This window comes from Leptotrichia trevisanii DSM 22070, from assembly GCF_000482505.1.
Taxonomy (GTDB): Bacteria; Fusobacteriota; Fusobacteriia; order Fusobacteriales; family Leptotrichiaceae; genus Leptotrichia; species Leptotrichia trevisanii.
Window position 1 is genome coordinate 37352 of record NZ_AXVL01000023.1, and the last position, 23438, is coordinate 60789.

The 23438-nt window shown below is 31.2% G+C and carries 13 protein-coding genes; 6 read left to right on the plus strand and 7 right to left on the minus strand.

Translation table 11 applies throughout. The features are described from left to right. Nucleotides 1-2: 2 nt before the first annotated feature. Nucleotides 3-884 (minus strand): RNase adapter RapZ, encoded by an 882-nt coding sequence (rapZ, locus tag K324_RS0106225; protein ID WP_036095252.1) that lies wholly within the window; start codon nucleotides 882-884, stop codon nucleotides 3-5. Nucleotides 885-1186: 302 nt separating this feature from the next. Here rapZ and K324_RS0106230 point away from each other — a divergent pair, with 302 nt between their 5' ends. Then, nucleotides 1187-1702 (plus strand): hypothetical protein, encoded by a 516-nt coding sequence (locus tag K324_RS0106230; protein WP_026748405.1) that lies wholly within the window; start codon nucleotides 1187-1189, stop codon nucleotides 1700-1702. A gap of 153 nt (nucleotides 1703-1855) precedes the next feature. Here K324_RS0106230 and K324_RS16630 read toward each other — a convergent pair whose 3' ends face one another. After that, nucleotides 1856-2683: a hypothetical protein gene (locus K324_RS16630; protein WP_169720568.1), complete on the minus strand. Its 828-nt coding sequence runs from the start codon at nucleotides 2681-2683 to the stop codon at nucleotides 1856-1858. Between the two features lie 1081 nt (nucleotides 2684-3764). On the opposite strand from K324_RS16630, the gene adhP reads away from it, so the two are divergent. Then, nucleotides 3765-4808 (plus strand): alcohol dehydrogenase AdhP, encoded by a 1044-nt coding sequence (gene adhP, locus K324_RS0106240; protein ID WP_026748407.1) that lies wholly within the window; start codon nucleotides 3765-3767, stop codon nucleotides 4806-4808. Nucleotides 4809-5084: 276 nt separating this feature from the next. Here the strand turns inward: adhP and K324_RS0106245 are convergent, their stop codons facing one another. The 3 genes from K324_RS0106245 to K324_RS0106255 all read right to left on the minus strand — a co-directional run bounded on the left by K324_RS0106245 (nucleotide 5085) and on the right by K324_RS0106255 (nucleotide 8949). Next, nucleotides 5085-5582, minus strand: coding sequence for a GNAT family N-acetyltransferase (locus tag K324_RS0106245; RefSeq protein WP_026748408.1), 498 nt, complete (start codon nucleotides 5580-5582; stop codon nucleotides 5085-5087). Between the two features lie 83 nt (nucleotides 5583-5665). Then, a complete protein-coding gene (locus K324_RS0106250) occupies nucleotides 5666-6265 on the minus strand; it encodes a hypothetical protein (RefSeq protein ID WP_026748409.1) in 600 nt (199 codons plus the stop codon). A gap of 41 nt (nucleotides 6266-6306) precedes the next feature. Then, nucleotides 6307-8949: an autotransporter domain-containing protein gene (locus K324_RS0106255; RefSeq protein ID WP_026748410.1), complete on the minus strand. Its 2643-nt coding sequence runs from the start codon at nucleotides 8947-8949 to the stop codon at nucleotides 6307-6309. A 432-nt stretch (nucleotides 8950-9381) separates the two neighbouring features. Here K324_RS0106255 and mgtE (K324_RS0106260) point away from each other — a divergent pair, with 432 nt between their 5' ends. The 3 genes from mgtE (K324_RS0106260) (at nucleotide 9382) to K324_RS0106270 (ending at nucleotide 12691) form a co-directional block, all read left to right on the plus strand. Next, on the plus strand, nucleotides 9382-10728 hold the full coding sequence (mgtE, locus tag K324_RS0106260) for a magnesium transporter (RefSeq protein ID WP_026748411.1): 1347 nt from the start codon (nucleotides 9382-9384) through the stop codon (nucleotides 10726-10728). Nucleotides 10729-10738: 10 nt separating this feature from the next. Continuing rightward, nucleotides 10739-12085, plus strand: a complete 1347-nt coding sequence (gene mgtE, locus K324_RS0106265) for a magnesium transporter (protein WP_026748412.1) — start codon at nucleotides 10739-10741, stop codon at nucleotides 12083-12085. 75 nt (nucleotides 12086-12160) lie between these two features. Then, entirely contained in the window at nucleotides 12161-12691 is a 531-nt protein-coding gene (locus K324_RS0106270; RefSeq protein ID WP_026748413.1) for a hypothetical protein, read from the plus strand. Nucleotides 12692-12918: 227 nt separating this feature from the next. Here K324_RS0106270 and K324_RS0106275 read toward each other — a convergent pair whose 3' ends face one another. Together K324_RS0106275 and K324_RS14415 are read right to left on the minus strand one after the other, a co-directional pair. Further along, nucleotides 12919-21354, minus strand: coding sequence for an autotransporter-associated N-terminal domain-containing protein (locus K324_RS0106275; protein ID WP_026748414.1), 8436 nt, complete (start codon nucleotides 21352-21354; stop codon nucleotides 12919-12921). A 377-nt stretch (nucleotides 21355-21731) separates the two neighbouring features. Beyond that, nucleotides 21732-22715, minus strand: coding sequence for an FAD-dependent oxidoreductase (locus K324_RS14415; RefSeq protein WP_051354406.1), 984 nt, complete (start codon nucleotides 22713-22715; stop codon nucleotides 21732-21734). Nucleotides 22716-23153: 438 nt separating this feature from the next. Between K324_RS14415 and K324_RS15485 the strand changes: the two genes are divergently transcribed. Then, the coding region (locus K324_RS15485) for a transposase zinc-binding domain-containing protein (protein WP_211231548.1) at nucleotides 23154-23438 on the plus strand (285 nt) is incomplete at its 3' end.

Sequence of the window (23438 nt, forward strand, 5' to 3'; positions counted from 1 at the left end):
TTTTATACCTCCGTTTTATCACCTATTTCCCTATGGAATTTTGTTATCTTGTATTCCAGCCTTTCGGACAAATCTTTATGCAGCATATTTACAAAAGTTGCAGATCTGTGCTGCCCTCCTGAACATCCTATTCCTATACGCAAATGTGACTTCCCGTCTTTCTCATACTTTGGTATCAGATATTCAAGCATATCAAGAAGCATTTTATAAAATTCCCTGCTTTCTTCAAGCCCCATTACATAATCCATAACGTCCTTATGATTTCCTGTTTTATGCTTTAAATCTTCGATGTAATAAGGATTTGGCAAAAATCTCAAGTCAAACATCAAATGCAAATCCAGCGGGATTCCGTTCTTAAAACCAAAAGAAGTTAGATTTACACTTAATTTTGCTTTTTTCCCTGAATATTCCTTTTCCAGTATTTTCTGAAGTTCCTTTACAGACGTTTTAGTCGTGTCTATAACCAAATCCGCCTTTAACATAAAGTCCTTAATTATTTTCCTTTCAGCCTCTATATTTTCAAGCAGCGTATCATATAAATTTAAAGGGTGTTTTCTTCTGGAAAGCTCATATCTACTAAGAAGTACGTTGGTTCTGGCATCAAGATATATAATCTCATAGTCTATTCTGTTTTTATCCAGAAATTCAAGCTGCTTTAAAAACTGCTCTATAAATTCCTGATTTCTTATATCTATTGCAACTGCAACTTTATTTCTTTTTTTGTTACTTAGAAATATTTCATTCAGATATTGAAACAAACTTATTGGAAAATTATCAATACAGAAATATTCCCTGTCCTCAAAAAAATTCATTGTTTCTGATTTTCCTGCACCACTCATCCCTGTTATTATAACAAGCTCTTTTTTTTCTCCTTCATCTTCCATTATTGTCTTGCTCCCTCTCATTTTATTATTATCCCATTTTTTTAATATTTTCCTTTGTTAATTATACCATAAATTTCTCATTTAGATAAATTATTTTTAAAATATTTTAGCAACAATTATTATATTTTTTAAATGCCTATTCTAAGTCCTTTAAAAGCCTTCTATGATACATTATTTATAATAAAATTACTTAAAATTGAACTCAAAAGTTACGACTATTCTACTCAAATCTAAAATTTGCCTAATCTTCATTAGTTCAAATTTAAAGGATTCAAATATAATCTAAAAACGGAGGAAATAACATGAAAAAATCTATCAATTTTATAATTTTAGGAGCCATTCTTTCCATAATTGCCATCAGCACCTGCATATTTACACAAAACAAAGCAGAGATTCCACAAAAAATGATAATTTCTGCTGTCAAAACATATTTTCCTATTGAAAAATCAATGTACACACTCGGAGATATGAAACTTTCCAATCCAACAGTCTACTTTGAAAACGACAAACTCGTAATTGACTCGGATTATGAATTTCTAGGTATAGGTGCTACCAAACTAATCACTGGAAAAGCAAGATTTGAAAGTGATTTAGACTATAAAAACTCAAACCTCTATCTTTGGAATTTCAATCTAAAAAAATTAACAACAAAGGACGGGCAAAATATTGAACCAGATAAATATGCTATTACTATTATAGGCACTATATCCTACGAACTGCAATACAAAAAGTCTTTATTCTATCTAGGCAATAATAAAAAATTTAAATCCATAAAAAGTGTTAAAATTAAAAATAATAAGGTTTTAGGAGAGAAATAGAAAATCTGTTTCTCTTTTTTTGTAGCAAATAAAAATAAGACTGCCTAAATTTTGTATTTTTAAGAAGTCTTATATATTTGTTTATTTTTTATTTTACTTCCTAATTTCAATAAGAATTTATCAAAATTAAAGTTTTTAATTTTATCTATTTTTTTACTCATTACTGACAATCTTACGAAGATGTGTTTCTATTTTACTTTCAGATAAATTATATTTTTTTATAATTTTGCTATAATTAGAATCATTAATTATCTCAATAACCAGAATATCTTTTTTTATTTTGTGTAAATATTTTTTTATTTTACTTCTAGACAAGTTATATTTTTTTACAATCTGACTATATTTTGGCTCATTAAATATTTCAGCAGTAAAAACCTCATTTTTTAATCTTTTCTCAATTTGATTAAGACGTCTTTTTATTTCATTAAATTCAAAACCTATACATCCAACAAAAAATTTTTCTTTTGACCAATTCTCTTTCCTTTCTCCCATGTAATTGCAAATAGAAGAATATTTTACTTTTTGAGAAAAATTTAAAGTAAAACGTTTCATACATATTTTTAGCAAATAATTTCTAAAAAAATAGATATCTGAATAAAAATTTCCATATTTTTTTTCAAAAAATTTTCTTAAGCTTCTTGTATAACATATCGTATAAATAACAGAAAAAAAATATACTCTAATAAAATTTTCTCTTCCATACAAAATTCCTAAAGATCTAATTAAACTAATTTCCATATGACTAATTTCTAACCATTCTTTTAATTGTCTATTTAAAAATTTATAAAAATTGTTTCTTGTTTTAGAGTCTTTTAATTTCTTTTTACATAAAAATTTATAAATAATCTCATAATATTCATAATTTTTTTCTTTATCAAATTTATCCATCCATTCAAAAAAGCTAATATCGTATATACATTCTGAAGGAAAAATATATTCATTCGTTTTTACTGGAGAAGGTAAATATTTAAAAAGTTCCATAATTTTTCTTATTTTAAAATCTCCACTAAAAATTATCAAAATTCCAATAAAAAGAAGAGAAATACTAACTAAAACATTTTTGTCTTTTATTATACAATAATAATATATTAACGACGAATAAAGAAAAACTACAGCATAACAAATAAACAAATCCCATAAATAATATTTAAAAAAAGTATAATTGTTTAATTTTGAACCAAATAATCCAAATATTTTTTTTAAACAATCAAATGGAAAAACATACGATATAACATCTTTCAGTTTTAGGTTAAATACTTTAATTAAACCATTTAAAATAAAAAAAATTGAAAAAATCATGATAATTTCATTTCTAATTTCTAGAATAACTACAGAAAATATTATATAAATAACTCCATACTGCGACAACATTATAAAAATATAATCTATTATTTTATATAAAATGTTTGTAATTAATGATAATTTAGGAACATCAAAGGTCAAAATTTCTAAAGAAAGAAAAGTTACAATGACAAGTAAACCAAGAATATATACAACTGAAATCTTTTCATTTAACATATATTTTTGATATATGGCAGAAAACCAAAACATAATATAAAAAATTGAGATTCTCTGTGTTTCAGAAAAATCTTTATACAACATAACAGGAAGAAAAGTTGTCATAAAAAAAAACTTTTCAGAATTAAAGAGATTAATTAAATTTTTTAAACTTTCCATCTTTAAAATCCTTTCATAAAATTTACTAAACTTTTTTTATTTTTAAACATCAATCATCATTTTCTTATAACTACATAGTTAATTATTCATTTTATATTTTCTTAGATTAATTTTAAAAAAAACAATATTTTCAAATTAAAAATAATTTTTTTCTAAACAATTAATATAAAATTCTTTCTTTTAACTTTTATTTTAAAATGTTTTCGTTATGAGTATACCTTATAAATTAACAAAAATCAATTTTCTTACATAAGATTATCTCAAATTATAAAAAAATTATTAAAAAATATTTGACTTTTTTAATTTTATGGGGTATACATTATTATGTGAACAGTTATTCACATAATGGAATATAAAAATTTAAATGTAGAAAGGAAATAATATAATGAAAGCAGTAGTAGTTAATAAAGAAGGAACTGGAATAGAAGTTGTAGAAAAAGAATTAAGAGGGTTAAAAGCGGGAGAAGCGTTAGTTGATGTGGAATATTGCGGTGTTTGCCATACTGATTTACATGTGGCTCATGGAGATTTTGGAAAAGTTCCAGGAAGAGTTTTGGGACATGAAGGAATTGGAATTGTAAGAGAAGTTGCTGATGGTGTGACATCTTTGAAACCTGGAGATAGAGTAAGTATTGCCTGGTTCTTTGAAGGATGTGGAAAATGTGAATACTGTATCAATGGACAGGAAACATTGTGTAGAGATGTAATAAATGCAGGATATTCTGCTGATGGAGGAATGGCTGAACAATGTATCGTTACAGCTGATTATGCGGTAAAAGTTCCAGAAGAATTGGATCCAGCTCAAGCCAGCAGTATCACTTGTGCAGGAGTTACAACTTATAAGGCAATAAAAGTTGGAAAACCTCAACCAGGACAATGGGTAGTAATTTACGGTGCTGGAGGATTAGGAAACTTGGCAGTTCAATATGCTAAAAAAGTATTTAATACTCATGTAATCGCTGTTGATATAAACGATGATAAATTAGCACTTGCTAAAGAAGTTGGAGCTGACTATATAATAAATGGTGCAAAAGAAGATCCTGTTGCAAAAATTAAGGAATTAAGTGGGCTTGGAGCTCATATTGCTGTAGTTACTGCTGTATCAAAAGTTGCATTTAATCAAGGTATTGATTCAGTAAGAGCCGCTGGAAAAGTTGTTGCAGTTGGACTTCCATCAGAAACTATGGACTTGCCAATCGTAAAAACAGTATTAGATGGTATCGAAGTAATCGGATCGCTTGTTGGAACAAGGGAAGACTTAAGAGAAGCATTCCAATTTGGAGCAGAAGGATTGGTTGTTCCAGTAGTTCAAACAAGAAATATCGACGAAGCTCCTGAAATTTTTAAAGAAATGGAAGAAGGAACAATTCAGGGACGTATGGTAATCGATATGCACTCACATTCTTGTGGTTGTGGACACAAACACTAATTTCATTTAAATTCATCTAAATAAATAAAAAAATGTAATTAACTTGATTGTTAGTTACATTTTTTATTATTTATACTTAAATTTTATTTAGCGAGAAATTAAAACTTAACATAATTTCTATTTTCTAAATAAGATTTAGTATTAGATTATTTTGTTTAATAACAGTAAAATTATATTTAACTATTTGGAAACACTAACTTTTTATCTTTTGTTAAAAAAGTTTATAATAAATTTGTTATTTTAATGGGATTTAGTATTAATTTTGAAAAATTAAATTTAAAATTTCAATCTCATTTCATACCAGACAGCACCGCCATGAACAGACTCTGAAACTCCTTCATTTTCAAAACCAAATTTTGAATAATATGAAACAAGTTTATCTTTACAAGTTAAGACTACCCCTTTTCTGCCTTTACTTTTTGCCTCAAAAATAAGCTCATTGATTAATTTTTCAGCATATCCTCTCTTTCTATATTCAGGCAGCGTATTCACTCCAAAAATTATTTGCCAATTTCCTTTTTCGTTATGTAAATTAGGATTTTCATACATTTCATCTGACAAATTTGGACTATCTGTTGCCATTCCATTCACAAAACTTACAATTTTTTTATTTCCATCTTTTCCTTCATCTTCAAGAATCCAGAAATAATCAGGATAAACAGCCAATCTTCCTTCAAAAGATTCCCTAGTTGCAGCTTCACTTGCTGGAAAACACGTCGCTTCTATTGCCGTTATCTCATCCAAATCTTCTATTTTTGCCTTTCTAATGTTCATAATTTATTTTCCCTTCAACTTTTTGTTATTAAATTATAACATTTCATAGAACACAAATCTAGTTATTAATTTATTATTTTCGATTAATAGGACACCTGTCTATCATTTATAAAAATTCTTGGATTTGCTGAACTAAACAAGGGGTAACCCTTATTATTCAATCTTGCATCATATACCGCTATTTTTTGCACATTAATTTCATTTTTCCAAATATATTTTGCTAATTTGTCGTCTAAATAAATTTTTCTTCCAGAAACTTTTCTTTTATATTCATTTTCTCTCTTTTTATAACACTCTTCCACTCCTGAACCAATTTCATACACAGGAAATTTAGCGTATCCATAAAATGTTCTAAATCCTATTATTGACAAAAAATCTCTTGAATTTATCGTACATTCATAATAAAAAGTTTTGCTCGTTGAACTTTCAAAATTTCTATATAAACTTTCCGAATATGCTTTTTCATCATTCATTTTTTCTACTAATCTGTATTCTCTTTTATCTTTCGGATTTATCACTTTTCCATCTACAATATTTTCATCTCTTGAGCTTGAACTCGAACTTGAGTAACTGTTACCGCCTATAAAAGCATCTCTTAATTTAGACCAAAAATCGGCTTTCACTTGTTGTGTTATTACTGTAAATACCAATAGAACCAGTAAAAGAACTTTTTTTCTTTTCATAAAAAATCATCTCCTAAAATTTCTTGCTTCTTTGCAAAATGTTAAAAATTTACTCTAATTCCTGTAGTAAACACATTATTTCTTGCTTTTTTATCAATTTTTCCATCATAATTCAAGTACCACGCAAAATTTGGCGTAACTTCATTTAAAACTCCAGCTCCTACCCAAGTCTGATTTTTTGAAAGCCCAATTCCTTTCACTTTAAATTTCGCATTTGGCAATCCCGAATATGACGCTTCAAAACTTAAATCTTCGTTATTTAATGCTCTTTGATGAGTTACATATCCTTGCACTGTAGCTTTTGAGCCATTTTTAAAGTTAAAACTTTGGCTAACTCTAATTCCAGCAAGCCCGCTTGTCTGATTATAAGTTTTTTTGTCTGCTTTTAATCCAAATTGACTACTTTCTTCATTAAATGCACCTCTTTGAACTGTATCGTGTGAAATTCCAACAAATGGTGTAAACACAAAATCTCCTTTTTTAACATCATAACCTGTTTCCAAGTATCCTGAAATTACTTTATCATTATGCTCAATTTTGGCTCTTGAAATATCATTTGCAGACAAAATAATATCTCTTTTGACTTCACTGTTTACAAAACCAATTCCAATTCTTCCTTGCACATACAATGGATTATCATTATTTCCAGCTCTTCCATAAAGTGAAATTCCAAAATTGTCTGAATCTGATTTCCCGCCATGTCTATTAAATTTCACATTTCCTTTTGAATAGGACAACACCGTTCCTAAAATCAAGCTTTCTCCAAATTTCTTATCAATTCCAACTTGCCCGCCATAAACTTTAGTCTTTCCTTCGGCATACCCGTCTTGTTTCAACTTTCCACTTGCGCCAATTCCAGAAATCCACAATCCGAACTTATCTCCAACGTTGTCGAGTGTTCCAAGCATTACAAGTCTATTCGACAAATCCTTATTTACAGTTTGTGACTGCTGAAATGTCAAAGCCTGAGCTAAAGCATAAATTTGCCCTGACAAACTGTCCAGTGCACTTGAACTCGAAGATAATGAATTTTTTTGCAGTTTTGCCGCACTTAAAGCAAACTTAGAAACATCTGCATTTCCTTCTTCAATTTTTTTATCCAGTTCCTTAAAGGAAACTTCCACATTTTTAGCTGTATTTTTTTGCATTTCATCACTATCACTTAAATTATTAACGTAGTCTTCCACATTTTTTCTGCTAATTGTAGCTTTAATTGAATTTTCAGTATTTTCCACTTTTCCATTAATCAGTTCATCTGTTTCCACTTTTTCAAATTTTCCTTCTATTCCTTTTTCAGCTTCAATAACTGTCGCTGTTGTTGGCGCTGCTGTAATATAATTATTATTCAGGACTCTCAAAGTGCTGCCCAAAGTCTGATTTCTCTCTCTTCCATCAATTTTTACAGTTCCCTTTACTATCAATTTCGTTCCAATTTCAGCTTCTGTTACCGAACCGTATTCTGCTGTGTAATTTCCTTCTATAATAGCACCTTTTCCAACATTTTTAAGTATTCCTTTATTAATTACATCTTTTCCTATTTTTGTATTTGAATTTGTTATTAATGTTCCAGCACTTCCTATTTTAATACCAGATGAATGGCGTCCTCTAATATCAAGTATTCCTCCATTAATCTCTGTATTCTGCCAAGAATAAAAACCAGCATCACCTTTTAAAATTAATTTTCCAGCTCCTTCTTTTTCTAATCTGCCACCTCGAATATAATTACTAAACTCCCAAGTCGTAAAAGCAGGAACAAAAATTTTGTCATTTATATAAACTGGCCCTCCCAATGCTTTTGCACCATTTAATAATCCTGTTCCAAATATATCATCCGTACCCGTTGCTCCAATGTCAGTAGCTGTTGAAAGTATTATTTGTCTAATCATTTCCATTTTCATTCCAGGAAATTTTTCATACAATTGTCCTGCAACTGTTGCAACATTTTCTGCCGCTTTAGCCGATGTCCCATTCTCACTTACCGCCGTTATTGTCCAAGATTTCGCCACTCCCGCATTTGAAAGCGGTTCCAGATTCTTCCATTCCAATCCTGTTGTTCCTGGTTTATTTGCAAGTGCAACAACATTTATCCAGGATTTTTCTAAACTATTTTCAAAATATGGCAATCCTCCCTGAAGCGATGGATTCTTGTTCCCCTTAGCGTCACCTGCTGGCCAGATATATAAATTATCTCCTACATATGAATTTACCCTTGCAATGTATTCATCCATTAACTCTGCGCCGATTGCCGCTCTATAGCTGTTTGAGTCAGCTAAATCTGAACTAAAATCTGTAACTTGCTGCGCTGTCCCGGAATTATGCACAAATATTTTTCTGCTCATAGGAACTCCCGCTGAAACCTCATAATCCTGTTTTGTTATTGGTGTTCCAGCTGTACTTGGAATTTTTTTCACTGCATCTGATGTTATAGAATTATTTATTCTGTTGGGATTTTCAGGCAAATACTGAAAATACTTTTCTCTAATTACAATAGCATTATCATAATAAACATCATTATTGCCTATTATCGGCTCTGATGGTATTAATGGTGTAGGTGGCGTTGATGGCTTTGGACGGCTTGGTGTTGGTGATGTTGATGAACCGCCTGATTTTGAGCCACCGCTTCCACAGCTTAATAAAACCAATAGTAAAGTACAAACATACATATTTTTAATTTTTCTTTTCATTTTAACCAACTCCTGTTATAATTTGATTTGACATTGATTTGATTTAATTCAATTATAATACCTTAACATTAAAGAAAAATGAGAAAACCTTATTAATTTTAAGTATATTCAAAATATTTTTACACAAATTTTAAAAAGTCTATTCTAAGAAATTTATTGACAATAACTGCTTTGTCTGATAAAATTTTATGGACATAAAGTTATTTTTAAGTTAGGTATTATAAAGGTGTTTTAACTTTGAAATAAATTTTTTATTTATGTTAATTTTATACTTTGTGGAGGTGAATGTTTTGAACGAGGAAGTCCCGAGTAAGAAACTGAATAATTTAGATTTTACAAATATATGCAATGGATAAGGGGGAATCTCTTCGTTACTGTTATTCTTCTTATTTTGAAATTGCATAAAAAAAGTACAAGAGGAAGGAGATAACAGTGGAAAATAACACTATTCAAACACTTATAAATGAAAAAAAATATTTTGAAATTAGAAAATATTTAAATGACTTAAATACCATTGAAGTTTCGGAACTGCTAAATCAGTTTGAGGCTTCGGAATTAATAATGATTTTTAGGCTGCTTTCCAAAAATAGGGCAGCGGATGTATTTTCATATCTGGATACAGAGCATCAGGAAATGATTATTAACACTATGACTGATGTGGAAACGAAAAATATATTTGATGAGCTTTATTTTGATGATATTGTCGATATTATTGAGGAAATGCCATCAAATGTAGTAAAAAAGATTTTAAAAAATACTGATGCTAAAGACAGGCATACAATAAATCTTTTGCTGAAGTATCCTGACAATTCAGCCGGAAGCATTATGACAACTGAATATATGGATTTGAAAAAGGATATGAAGGTATCCCAGGCAATCGCTAAAATCAGGAACACTGTGGAAGATATGGAAAATGTCTATACTTGTTATGTCATTAGTGAGGACAGAAAGCTGGAAGGTGTTATTTCACTAAAGGAATTAATTACAAATGAAGATGACACGGTTGTGAAAAATATAATGAACCGTAATTTTGTAAGCGTTCACACAAATGACGATCAGGAACATGTTGCTGAAATAATTAAAAAGTATAATTTGATTGTGCTTCCAGTTACAGATATAGAGAACAGGCTTCTTGGGATAATTACAATTGACGATATAATGGACGTTGTAGAACAGGAAGCGACAGAGGATTTCCACAAAATGGCGGGAATTTCACCAGTTGAAGAATCTTACCTAAAGACAAGTGCTTTTACTATGGCAAGACAGAGAATCAGCTGGCTTGTTGTACTTATGATTTCTGCAACTTTTACAGGAAGAATTATAAAAAGTTATGAAGATGTGCTACAATCGGTAGTTATTTTATCTTCATTCATCCCAATGCTAATGGATACTGGAGGAAATGCAGGAGCTCAATCTTCTACAATTGTTATCCGTGCCTTGGCACTAGGTGAGGTAAATCCAAAAGATACTTTTAAAATATTAAAAAAAGAATTTTCTATTTCATTTATCGTGGCAGTCGTTCTGGCGGGAATTAATTATTTACGGCTTATAACTTTGACAAAAACGCCTTTAAATGTTGCTTTGACTGTTTCGATTACCCTTATTTTCGTAGTTATGATTTCCAAAATAATAGGTGCATTTTTACCTGTTGTTGCAAAAACATTTAAAATGGATCCCGCAATTATGGCAGGGCCTCTAATAACTACAATTTTAGATGCTTTGACTCTTTCTATCTATTTTAAATTTGCAACTATATTTTTGAGTAATATTATAAAGTAGGGAGGGAATGATGAAAGAACTAATTGAAACTCTTTTAAAAGAAAAAAAATATTTTGAAATAAAAAGTGAATTAAATGAATTGAATGCAGTCGAAATTTCTGATGTATTAAATCAGTTTAAGTTGCCTGAACTTGTAATAATGATTTTTAGACTGCTGAAAAAAGATAAGGCGGCAGATGTATTTCCATATTTGGACTCGGAACATCAGGAAATGATTATTCACGCTTCAACAGATATTGAAACACGTGAAATTTTTGATGAGCTGTACTTTGACGATATTGTCGATATTATTGAAGAAATGCCTTCAAATATTGTAAAAAAAATATTGAAAAATACTGACAAAAAAGATAGACATCTGATAAATCAGTTGTTAAAATATCCTGATAATTCAGCTGGAAGTATTATGACAACTGAGTATGTGGATTTACAAAAAAATATGAAAGTATCGGAAGCTATCGAAGAAATTAGAAAAACTGGAAAAGATAAGGAAAATATCTATACTTGTTACGTTACAGAAAAAAATGGAAAATTAGAAGGGGTGCTTTCACTCAAGGAATTAATCGCCAAAAAGGATAGTACCGAAATTGAAGATATTATGAACAAAAACTTTGTAAGTGTCAATACGAACGACGATCAGGAAATTGTAGCTGATTTGTTCAAAAAATATGATTTTATCGTTATGCCCGTTGTTGATCACGAAAATAGAATTTTAGGAATAATTACAGTAGATGATGTGATGGATGTAGTGGATCAGGAAGTTACGGAAGATTTTCATAAAATGGCAGGGATTACTTCTCCCACTGATGACTCCTACTTAAAGACAAATGTCTTTACAATGGCAAAACAGAGAATTGGATGGCTTGCCGTACTTATGATTTCTGATACAATTTCTGGAAATATTATTCAGGGTTATGAAAAAGTGCTGGCTAAATCCATCATTTTGACAGCTTTCATCCCAATGCTGATGTCAAGTGGAGGAAACGTCGGTTCCCAATCATCAACAGTTGTAATTCGTTCCTTAGCACTAGGTGAAATTTCTCCAAAGGATGCTTTCAAAGTTATAAAAAAAGAATTTTTTATTGGTACAATGGTTTCCATTGTCTTATCAGTCTTAAATTTTATAAGATTGATTACACTGGAAAAAACTGATCCGACAATCGCCCTTATTGTTTCATTAACCCTTGTATTCACAATAATAATTTCAAAGCTGGTAGGAGCATTACTGCCACTAGGAGCAAAAATCGTAAAAGCCGATCCAGCTGTTATGGCAACTCCTCTGATAACAACAATTTCAGATGCTGTAACACTTGTTATTTACTTTACTTTTGCAACAACGCTTTTAAATAGTCTTAAATAATACAAATCTAATGAAATACTGTCTATAAAATTATGCAACTATAGTATAATTTAGAAAAAATTGAAGGAGAAATTTATGAAGGCAAAAATTTTAATTTTATTAAGCATACTTTTATTTGTAGTAAGCTGTGGAACTCATCCTGCACAAAAGGATTTTGAGGAAAAAATGAAAATAATCCAATCAGGAGATATGTCAAAATTTGGTAAGGCTGAAGGAAATATTAATGTAATTTTAGAAAACTTCAGTAAAGTATATGGCGAAGGAATGAAAAAAATAACTTATAAAGTTAATAAAGTTGAGTCAAAAGGAAACGCTGCTACAATAAATGTTACTGTAAAAGCCCCTAATTTAACTTCATATGTCGGTGAACTTCAAACTAGGCTTTCTGAAAAAATGTCTAAATCTATGCCAAAAAACAATGAAGATCTACAAAAGGAAGTTATGCAAGTCGGAAAAGAATTCTTTAACGAAAAATTTAACAGTAAAGACTTAAAATATTCAGAAAAAACATTGGATGTAAAATATGTGAAAAATGGTAAAGACTGGGTAATAAGTGATGAAAATGAAGAGTTTTTCAAAATGATTACTTTCGGACTTTCCAACTAAAATATCGATTTTCTTATAATTATAAATACTCTAATTTTAATTAATTGGAGTATTTTTTTATTATTTTCTTTAAATACATTTCTCAATTAACCTAAAAAAGAAGCTATTATCTATAGTGATATAACTTCCTTTTTATCTACTTATGATTTTTTTACTTAAAATATACTCAAACCCCAATTTTTTATTTAATTTTAAAGGGGTTGAAAAAATTTTAAATATTTTTATTGTTAGTAAATGACTCTAAATCCGATTCCACCTCTTGCATTCTTACCTTTAGTGTCATATCCGCCATTTACAGTTATTCCAAATTTTGTATTATCTAAGCCAATATTCAAGTCAAATTTACCATTTCCATGTCTATCGTCTTTTTCACCTCTTATACCAAACCAGTTTGCTGTTGTATATCCCACTCTTCCTCTGTTATTAGTATCTCCAACTTTTCCTAGTTCATTTTCATAAGCGGCTGCCAATCCTACTGAGAAGTTTGCCTTTTCTGCTACTGGCTGAACATACTTAAATTCTATTCCAACTTCAGGTTTTATTGAATAATAGTTGTTTCCATCAACTTCAAGTCTTACCTGTCCTCTGTCCTCTTTTATGTCATTAAATCTTCCGTATTCCATTTTTAATGCTCCATAAGGACGTAAGTGTGTTCTTTCACTCATTCTGATATCATAGCTTAAATTTGTTTTTAGTGCAGCTCCATAAGAATGATAATCTGATTTTGCCTCGAATATGTCATCTACCACCAAATATCTACGTTTCATATTATTAATTCCAGCAAATACATCTCCTGCGATTGTCCATCTCAATGAACCATTATGATCATTAGCTGGTGCCATTGTTTTAAAGATACCTGCCTTTATCATATTTTGATTTTCTATTGATTTACCAATATCTTTAAATTTGAATCTATTTGTTACAATTCCTGTGTACCATCCGCTTGAATTTCCAAGTTTAATTTTTTCATCTTCGTGAACATATGCCACACCATAGGAATTACTTGTATAATCAATGATTCCAGCTGTATCAGTTCTATATTCATCTTTTGAACCAAAAACTTTAATTTTATTGTTTTGCTTAGTAGGGTTTCTCCATTCATTTCTTAAATATGAGAATTCCTTATCAAGTATATTTCCTGTTGAATTAATTCTTTGCTGAGTATTTCCATATTGATGTCCCATCATTTCGTCAATTGCCTGATAAAATAATACCTGTTCATTTTTACCAATGCTGTTTAACTTGTTAAATACTTGTTTTTCCCTTGAATTAAGAGTATTTTTATCATATCTTTGTTCCAGCCCATCCAAGAAATTATAAGCATTATCAGATTTTGTTGTAAATGAAGTATATGGTATTTTTGCCATTGCTACTCCAACTATTTGATCATTAGAGTCTAATACTGGTGTTGCCATCCAAGTTAAAGAACCCGCAATAGATTTTAATTTATAATTACTTCCTTGAACTTGATTCAGGAACGGCTTTATTACATCGTCTTTTACAAACCAATATTTTGAGTTTGTACGTTCAGAATATTCAGTTCCTATGATTAACTGACTGTTTATTGGAGGAACTGCTCCATCAATATTTATTGGTTTTGTTCTACCTAGAGTATCTATGTAGAAACCTATATCAGATAAACCTAAATTAGAACCTTTTCCAATAATTTTACTTATCTGCTCAACTTCACTATCCGATACAGGAACCCCATTTCTCATAAACACAGGTTTTCCGTCTTTTATTGCAATATTTACTCCACCGATACCTTTATCTGTTCCTGTTGATCCTCTTAATTCCTGTCCTTGTGGATCCGAAGTAAGTTTACTGTTAATTTGATTTTCCAATTCCTTTATCTGTTCTGGCGTTACATCTTTCCAGCTGATTCCATAAGTTCCTGTACCACGAACTTTTATTTCTCCATAGTTTTTAATAACTGCATAATTTACAGTTCCATCAGAATTTACTTTTCCACGAATGATGACTCCATAACTATTATCTGCATCTATCAGTATTTTTCCGCTTGCCTCATTAATCAATGTAGAACCGTTCATAACAGCTACTCCAGTAAGTCCGCTGACATTTGGATTTACTTTACCATCTCTTCCTGCATAAGAGTCTGTAGTCTGTATTGTACCTCTATTAACAAATTTGGCACCATTATCCACATAAACTCCTGTCATTCCCTGAATTTTATTAGTATCTGTCGCACGGCTTCCATCTAACAGTATTTTTCCGTTATTTTCTACAACTGTACCATTGCCTGAACCATACATTCCGATGGATTTATTTCCATATAGTCTTATTTCCCCATCATTTTTTATACTTCCACCATTATCAGCAGCCATTCCAATTCCATAAACAACTTTTGAAAAATCAGAATATAGATTTCCGGCAGAATCTCTATCATCTGTTGCTCCTACCATAATTTTTCCAGTACCTGAGTTTACTGCCACTGAATTAGGTGCATAAATTCCAATGTTCCCCTTTCCAGTTGAAAAATCAAGTATTCCATTATTTACAAAATTTCCTCTTCCGCTGTTATTGCCTTTTATGTAAAATCCTATTAAATGATCGGCATTATTTGAATTAATGCTACGGTTATTAACAACATTTGCCCTTCCTGTCGAATATAAATATGTGCTGTCGCTGGCAAGACTTACTGTACCGGCATTTGTATTAGTGTACGTATTTACTTTTGATGGATCACTGTTACTTAAAATAAATCCATATGATTTTTCTCCAATTGAAACTTTTGAAGCATAATCATTTACAGTTGTCCCATTAACTCCGTATACCGCTACCGGCTCTGTATCTTTAACTGTTGAAACGTGGCTATCCACAGCAAGTTCACCATTGACTGTTACCGTTCCACCTTTTTTATAAATTCCAATTGCTTCATCTTTTACATGAATTTTTCCACCATTTATAGACACGCCTGAATCATTTACCGAGTATATTCCAAGCGATTTTTTCCCAACTTCAATATTTCCGCTGTTATGATTGATTGTAGAAAGCCCTTCAGTCGTATAAACTCCAATTGTTGGCTCAAGTGAATTTGCAGAATCTCCCAATGTTAAATCGGCGTTATTCGTAAATGTCTGATCTCCTTTTAAAAATACTCCTAGAGTTTTTGATCCTGATAATGTCATAGGTGCATTATTAATTATATTTTTGGGTGATGTTGCATTAGAATAAATTCCGATAGAATTATTTCCGCTTAAAGAAATTTTACTATTATTTGTTAAATCTGTATTCATAGCCAAAATTCCTCTTGCATTTTCCCTTGTGCTTAAAATTTCCTCAGCCGTCATTGTAAAAATAGCATTTTTCAAATAGAATCCATTGGAATTTCTACCTAGACGAACTGTCTTTAATCCACTTATTTCAGAATTCCCTTCAACATATGCTCCAGTATAGTCATCTGCCACAGTCATATCCACTTTCGTTCCTGCTCCAGCCAGATTAGCCTTACTGTCCTTCAAATAAAGCATCGTATTTTGAGTAGCACCTAAATTTCCTAAATATGAAGTAAATTCAGAACTTTCCAGATAAGCCAATACTCCCTTATTATTGAAATTAGCAATCCCTTTTGCAGTAATATTGGCATGCTTACCATAAAATGCGATTCCGTCTTCTCCGACAGTAACGTTTGAATCATTTTCCAAGTTTGTATTTTCTGCGTAAATTCCAACTGATGGAGAACCGGTTAATTTTTTCTCGACAGTTATATTTCCTGTATTTGTTACTATGTTTCTATCACCTGCCACAGTCCCCTTACCTTTGCTGTAAATTCCAACCGAGCCATCTCCCAATGTGATATTCGCCTTGCTATCCATTACTAACTTCTTATCAGCATTTGTTGTATAAATACCAACATTTTTTTCTGAACCAGCGGCACTTTCGATGCTTCCACCAAGATTAGTAACTTTTTCAGCATCTTTAAGATACATTCCAACTGAATTTTTATTCAAACTTATTTTTGAGTTGGCAGTTGTTTCCACTTCCACTTTATTCAAAGTAACTCCATCAAATTTTCTCGTATTTGCATCATAGAATCCATAAATTCCAGTTGAATTTTCCCCAACTTTAATTTCTCCATCATTCAGAACTCTTGCCGAGTTTGCATAAATTCCAGTTGATTTTTTTGCTGCCGATAAATCAAGTGTTCCATAATTTTCTATTTCAAAATTAACATTCTTCCAAGTAAGTGTGCCTGGAGCTGTTGGATTTTTCATCCCTTCTGCCATAAGTCCAATATTCTGTTCAGGCTGAATTGCACCATCCGCTACTGATTTTACAGTTTTTCCAGCCGTTAAATAAGTTTCTCCATTTATTACATGACTTAACACCATTTTAGGTTTTAAATCCTTATCACCAGAAATTACAGACTGTCCTTCTTCCAATCTCACTTCTTCGGCTTCATTTCCGTGATTGTTAAAAGTCCAGCTATCCACATTAACTTTGGAACCTTTTTTACCAAATACCCCAATTCCTGATTTAGTCATTTCAATAGTAGATGTTCCTCCATTAAATTCAGAATTTTCAGCAGCATAGGCAACAACTCCACCATTCATGGAAATAGTATTATTTGTCAATTCCACTTTTCCATTTTCAGCAATGAAAAATCCTGTACCTTCTTCGCCCATGTTCATATTACCAGTATATTTTATATTACTTTTGTTATCTACAAAAATTCCAACTCCCTTTTTACCGGCAGTAACATTTGCAGCAATGTCGTATACTGTTGCAGGTGAATCTGTTGTACCTTGTCCATCAGCATAAATTCCTATTGCATATTTAGGATTTGCTCCCTCTACTGTATCTCCGACTTTAATATCATTACTGTATGCTGAAATATCAGTCGTACCTTTTAAATAAAGTCCAACTATACCGTTTCCTTTTGTACTTCCAGTTGTAAAATCAAGTTTAGGTGAAGTTCCAGTCAATTTTGCAGTATCTCCAGAAACTTTTGTATCTCCTTCCAGATATACTCCAACTCCATAACCTGATACAGTTCCAATATTGGCTCCTTCCAGAGAAGTATCCTTATTTTTAACATAATAAGCAATATTAGCTCCCGATGTCCCCAAATTAATCGTTCCAGTAGAAGTATCGCTCACTTTTCCACCTTTTGAAACATAAACACCGACAGATTTATTCACAGAATCCCCAATTGTAACAGTTCCTACTTTTTCAACAGTCGATTTTGGAGCATAAATCCCAATCGATTCTTCTCCTTCCAATGTTATCGTTCCACCTTCATTTTTAACTTTCAAGTTACTAGCTGCTGATGTTCCGTTTTTAGCAAAAATTCCAACTGAACCTTTTCCTTTTGTATTAATATCTTTTTTATTTTCAATGTTCAAAGTATTTGTTCCATCAATTTCCCCATACATTCCAGCCGATTTTTCTTTTTCCATTGTAATAGTACCGCTATTTTCAAAATTAGAAATATTTTTTCCAAACATTCCAACAGCTTCTTTACCTTTCATTGTAATAGCTGCATTTCCTGCATTAATCGCCTTACTATTGTTATCAGCCGCATATATTCCAATTCCGCCTTTATCCGTTGCAGCCACTGGTTCTCTAGTTGATATAATATTTCCCTCATTTGTTGCAGTTGAACCTCCAACAGCCGCCAAAGCTACATTTGTATTCGTTTTCAATGTTTTCCCGCTCGAAACACTTACTTCCGAATCATCAGAACCTAATAATGCAATCGTAGAATTCGCACCACCTTTTGTAATGTCAAAATCTTCATTCAATACAGCTTTTGCTTTGTTTCTAGCATAAACTAAGCTCGAACTTTCCCCCATTGCAGTCAAATTTATTCCTTTTATTCCATTATTAAGGAAACTTCCCATATTAACTGTAACATCAGTTGAATCACCATCTAAATACGCAAATGTTGATTTTTTACCTAAACTTACATTCATTCGCCCTTTATTTACAAATGTATTATTAAATCTACCAGCAACCGCAGAATACAAACCAACTGAATTATCCTTTATTTCCAAAGTAGAACCTTTTCCAATATTTACAGTGGCATCACCATCTGAATATATCCCAATATTTCCTGTTGCTGTAGCAGGAGAATCTACTGTAATTTTCCCAGCATTATTAAATGTCATATCCGATGTTTTTACTACAACACCATGAGCCACTTTCCCACTGGCAGAAATAGTTCCAGTATTCAAGAAAGCCCCTTTTTTTCCATAAAATCCAATACTTCCCTCAAAATTTGCAGGATTTACATTATTTTTTGCATTTCCTTCTACTGAAATAGTTCCTGCATTGCTACCTTCCCCAGATAACAACGCATACCCAATCGACTGCTCACCTGTAACTTTAACTTCTGCCCCTTCATCAATTACTACTTTTCCAACTACATCTACATCACCTACAGTTTTTTCTCCAGTTTCAAGATTTACAAGTGTTCCTTTTTCTTTATTTTTTGCTACCGGATAAGCTCCTGCACTTTCCTTTACATATTTATCATATTTTTCACCATTAGCAACAACTCCGTAATTGTTCTTTCCACCAACATTTACTTTTCCACCACTTTTTAAAGTAATACTACCACTTGTTTTATGAGATTCGCTTTGTCCAGTTGCTGGATTTATAAATTTTATTTCACTTGCTGCATTTCTTAATCCATAGCTTCCTTGTGAAGAGTTATCCAACGTTACATTTGCTCCCACTTCAACTGTTTTAGTTCCAACTATACCTCCAGTTGTATTTTCTAAAGCGTGATCATCAAATTTTCCAGCCTCCACAGGCCTTGTAGCAACTTCCGTATAAACCCCAACCGAACCTTTACTTTTAATATTTACATTTCCATTAACTACAACAGATTGAATAGAATTAAGTAATCCGACACCAACTGAATTATCTCCAGTCATAGTTATGGTTCCACTATTTTCTATTTTGCTCATATATTCTTTTTGAGCCCTACTTGCAATCTGTCCACCTTCTAATGAAGTTATTTTATACTCACTGCTGTAATTTCTTGAATTAGCTAAGGCTTTAGAGTTAGGATTTGTTTCATATACTGTTAAATTTTTATTTTTAACTGTTAAAATTCCAAAACTTCCAGAACCATTTAAAGTAATTGTTCCACTATTTTCTCCAGTCATCATATTTAATCCTTGTTTTTCACTTGAATTACCTGATGATTCTGGATCTTCAGGACGTAATTGAATACCTGCACTTTCAGGAGCATTTAGTGTGATAGTTCCTCCATCGTTTATCATTTGCGTTCTTGTATTATTACTGGAAGTATCAAAATTATTAAATCCAAATGCAACTTGATTTTTTATTCCAGCACCGCTATTTCCTATTATAGTTCCTTGGTTAATAACTTTTATATTTGCTACACTTGATACAGAGCTATATCCAGGATTTACAGCACTGTTTACACTATAATCTGTATGTGTACCTTGTACATCTATTCCCACATTTTTAGATTTATTTAAGTTTATAGTTCCTGTATATCTAAATGGTTTTATTTCAGTATCATCATCTCTAATCCCTTCATCTATCATAAAAGCTCTAGTATCTTCTCCATTTACATTTACACTTGTATCTACACCATCCAAACCTTTTACTCTCCCCCAAGTTGAAATATAATCTTTTCCATGATATGTAGAATCTTTAGTTACAGTTACTGTGGTATTATTTATATTATATTGATTTTGACTATCCCTATGAAAATTATATTTCTCACTTAAACCACTAGGTGATAGCATAAAATCAACTGGTTTCACTTCTCCTGGATTTACAGTTATATTTCCCACTTTATTAACCTGCAACGTATTAATACTCGGATTTATGTTTAACTCAGGCTCTCCTGGAATTGCTAAATTCGGCCTTTTTGGTAAATTTATTTTTGGTGGTTGCGATGGCTCATTCACTTGTGGATTTATTACAGGTGCTGATACATCGTTTATTACGGGTTCTGAAATTTGTAGAGGGGTTACTTGTTTTGTTACTTCTTTTGGTGAAATATGTGCCAAGATTTCCACTTCATTTATCGGTTCCTGAATTTTTAATGGACTTACAAATCCCCAAAAATCTCTGTTATTTACAGAAGACCAGACAGATGTATTTTTTTCAATGCCTGCTCTTCCTGTCATTAATCCTCTGCTTCTCCAATTTGCCAAAGAATCATTCCCTGGCGTGATTGGAGCTCCTTTTGCATTATTTTCAGTTGCTGGATCCAATGCGTTTCTAACTTTCCAATTAGGCCTTTGGAATAACGTATTATAATAGTATTTTGCCTGTTTATCCCCACGCCCTTTATAAACTCCATTCCATTCACTATAATAAAAATTAATTCCATATTGCCAGTTACTCCAAGGTGATTTTACAACGTGATCCCCCTGCTCCATTAACTGAACCAGTTCCAAATTCAATTCTTCCAGTGTTTCTTCATTTTCTTTTCTCGTTTTCTTAATTGCAGCACGTGATCTGTCTGCTGACATTATTAACTCTTTATTTGTTTTTTCATAAAGTACGTCAGAAGATGTGTTCATTCCCACAGAAAACGTTACCATCCCTGTCATCAAATACGAAAACAACAGTGATTCAGAATACTTTATATCTTTAGTTTTCTTTGCAAAGGCTTTTAAATCTTTTTTAGCCTGCTTTAAATTGTTATTCATTCATTCTCCTTTTTATGAATATTTTAAATATTCTAATTTTATAGTAAAGTTAGTTTAACTTACCTATCTATTGTACCTAACTATGTACCAAATGTCAATTTTTTTATTTATTAAATTTCAAAAAAATAGAGAGATTGTTAATATCCCTCCATTTCTATATTAATATCTTATCAAAACTAATACTAACCCCCATTTAAATAACGAATTTATTATAAACTTTTCTAATAAAAGATACAAACCTAATATTTTCAAATAATTAAAATATAATTTTCATTTTTTAAACATAGACTAACCATAAGTTGTAGGATTTGCGGCAATGAACAATCCTACTAAAATAAAAAAGAAAAAACATAGTAATATGAAAAAATAAATTTATTTTAATATTTTGTAATCAAATACTCGAATGCTCCAAGTGCCGCTTTTGCACCTTCCCCCATTGCGATAATTATTTGTTTTTGTCTGATGTTTGTAACATCTCCAGCGGCAAAGATTCCAGCTACAGAAGTTGAATTATTTTCGGGATTAATTACAATTTCCCAAATTTTATTTGTTTCAACCAAATCTTTTACAACTTCACTTCTAGGCGACAATCCTACTTCCACAAACATTCCTTCCACATTTAACGTTCTTTCTTCATTATTTTCTCTATTTTTGTAAACAATGCTTTCCACAAATTCGCTTCCATTCACTTTAGTTGTTGCAGAATTTAAGATTATTTTTATATTTGACTGTTCAGCCAATTTTTCCTGTAAAACTTTATCTGCCTTTAATTCTGGCATAAATTCAATTAATGTAACCGATTTTGCAATTCCAGACAAGTCAAGTGCTGCTTCCACACCCGAATTTCCCCCACCAATTACAGCCACATCCAGCCCTTTATAAAAAGGCCCATCACAAGTCGAACAGTAATGCACTCCTTTACCAACATATTCAGCTTCTCCAGGAATATTCAAGCTTCTAGGTTTTGCTCCAGTTGCTACAATAACTGTTTTTGTCTTATAACTTTTTCCATCATCAGTTACCAAAATCTTATCTTTTCCATCTTCCTTAATCTCTTTTACCAAATGCCCTTCTTTAAACGCAATTTTATGTTCTTTTAAATGTTTTTCCAATGTTTCAGCAAATTTAGCTCCAGTTGTTGAAACAGTCCCAATAATATTCTCAATTTCATTCGTATCAAGAACCTGTCCACCAATCTTCACTCCAACCATTGCTACATTAAGCCCTTTTCTAGCCGCATAAATCGCCGCAGAAACAGCCGCAGGCCCAGATCCAACTACAGTCACATCATAAAGTTTATTCTCATCAATTTTTACTAATTTCCCTTCATCTAAAGCACCAAGATTCAAGCTAAAACCCATTTTCCATACCTCCGAATTTAATTTTTATTTATTTTATAATAATTTATTTAATTTTGTAATCATTACAATTTATTTTAATATAATTTTCCAAAATTGTCAATATTTAAATTTTAACTTTAATAAATGTCATATTTATTTTATCAACAATTTCCAATATTTTCTTACCTATTAAAAAATTAAAAACAAAACCCACCAGTTATAAATAACCAGTGGGCAAAGGTAGGAGGAGATTAATTCAAGCCGACTATCTTTGACGGCTAAAAATCAAGAAAAAAATGATTATAGCCAATAAAACAGTCCAGTCTTGATTAATCATCTTGACCACCCCCAATCTATATGCTTTGTTGTCGTTTAAGTTTGCGGATCTTAATCGACAGAATATTATATCATAAAAAAAGCCGAATAGAAATTCGGCTGATTTTTTTGTATAATATATTTATGATAAACATTACACAAAATAAACTGAAATATATTTTCAGTAACAACAATATTTTACTAGATTCCTTAAAATTTTGCAAGAAAAATAATATTGGCGACAGTCACCTTGAACATATTAAACTTTCCATTGATAAATTTCTTGCCTGCAGGGATATTTCAAAAGGTTTTGTCAAGTTCAAATGTCCTCACTGTCCCGTTACACACCTGTTCCCTATTACTTGTAAGTCTAAGCTCTGTCCTTCTTGTGGTTACAAGTACTCTAGGACATGGACTGAAAATATTCAA

What these genes read in the sequence shown, in the direction of transcription:
- rapZ (WP_036095252.1), bottom strand. Translation starts at nt 884, where the DNA reads ATGGAAGATGAAGGAGAAAAAAAAGAGCTTGTTATAATAACAGGGATG.
- K324_RS0106230 (WP_026748405.1), top strand. Translation starts at nt 1,187, where the DNA reads ATGAAAAAATCTATCAATTTTATAATTTTAGGAGCCATTCTTTCCATA.
- K324_RS16630 (WP_169720568.1), bottom strand. Translation starts at nt 2,683, where the DNA reads ATGGAACTTTTTAAATATTTACCTTCTCCAGTAAAAACGAATGAATAT.
- adhP (WP_026748407.1), top strand. Translation starts at nt 3,765, where the DNA reads ATGAAAGCAGTAGTAGTTAATAAAGAAGGAACTGGAATAGAAGTTGTA.
- K324_RS0106245 (WP_026748408.1), bottom strand. Translation starts at nt 5,582, where the DNA reads ATGAACATTAGAAAGGCAAAAATAGAAGATTTGGATGAGATAACGGCA.
- K324_RS0106250 (WP_026748409.1), bottom strand. Translation starts at nt 6,265, where the DNA reads ATGAAAAGAAAAAAAGTTCTTTTACTGGTTCTATTGGTATTTACAGTA.
- K324_RS0106255 (WP_026748410.1), bottom strand. Translation starts at nt 8,949, where the DNA reads ATGAAAAGAAAAATTAAAAATATGTATGTTTGTACTTTACTATTGGTT.
- mgtE (WP_026748412.1), top strand. Translation starts at nt 10,739, where the DNA reads ATGAAAGAACTAATTGAAACTCTTTTAAAAGAAAAAAAATATTTTGAA.
- K324_RS0106270 (WP_026748413.1), top strand. Translation starts at nt 12,161, where the DNA reads ATGAAGGCAAAAATTTTAATTTTATTAAGCATACTTTTATTTGTAGTA.
- K324_RS0106275 (WP_026748414.1), bottom strand. Translation starts at nt 21,354, where the DNA reads ATGAATAACAATTTAAAGCAGGCTAAAAAAGATTTAAAAGCCTTTGCA.
- K324_RS14415 (WP_051354406.1), bottom strand. Translation starts at nt 22,715, where the DNA reads ATGGGTTTTAGCTTGAATCTTGGTGCTTTAGATGAAGGGAAATTAGTA.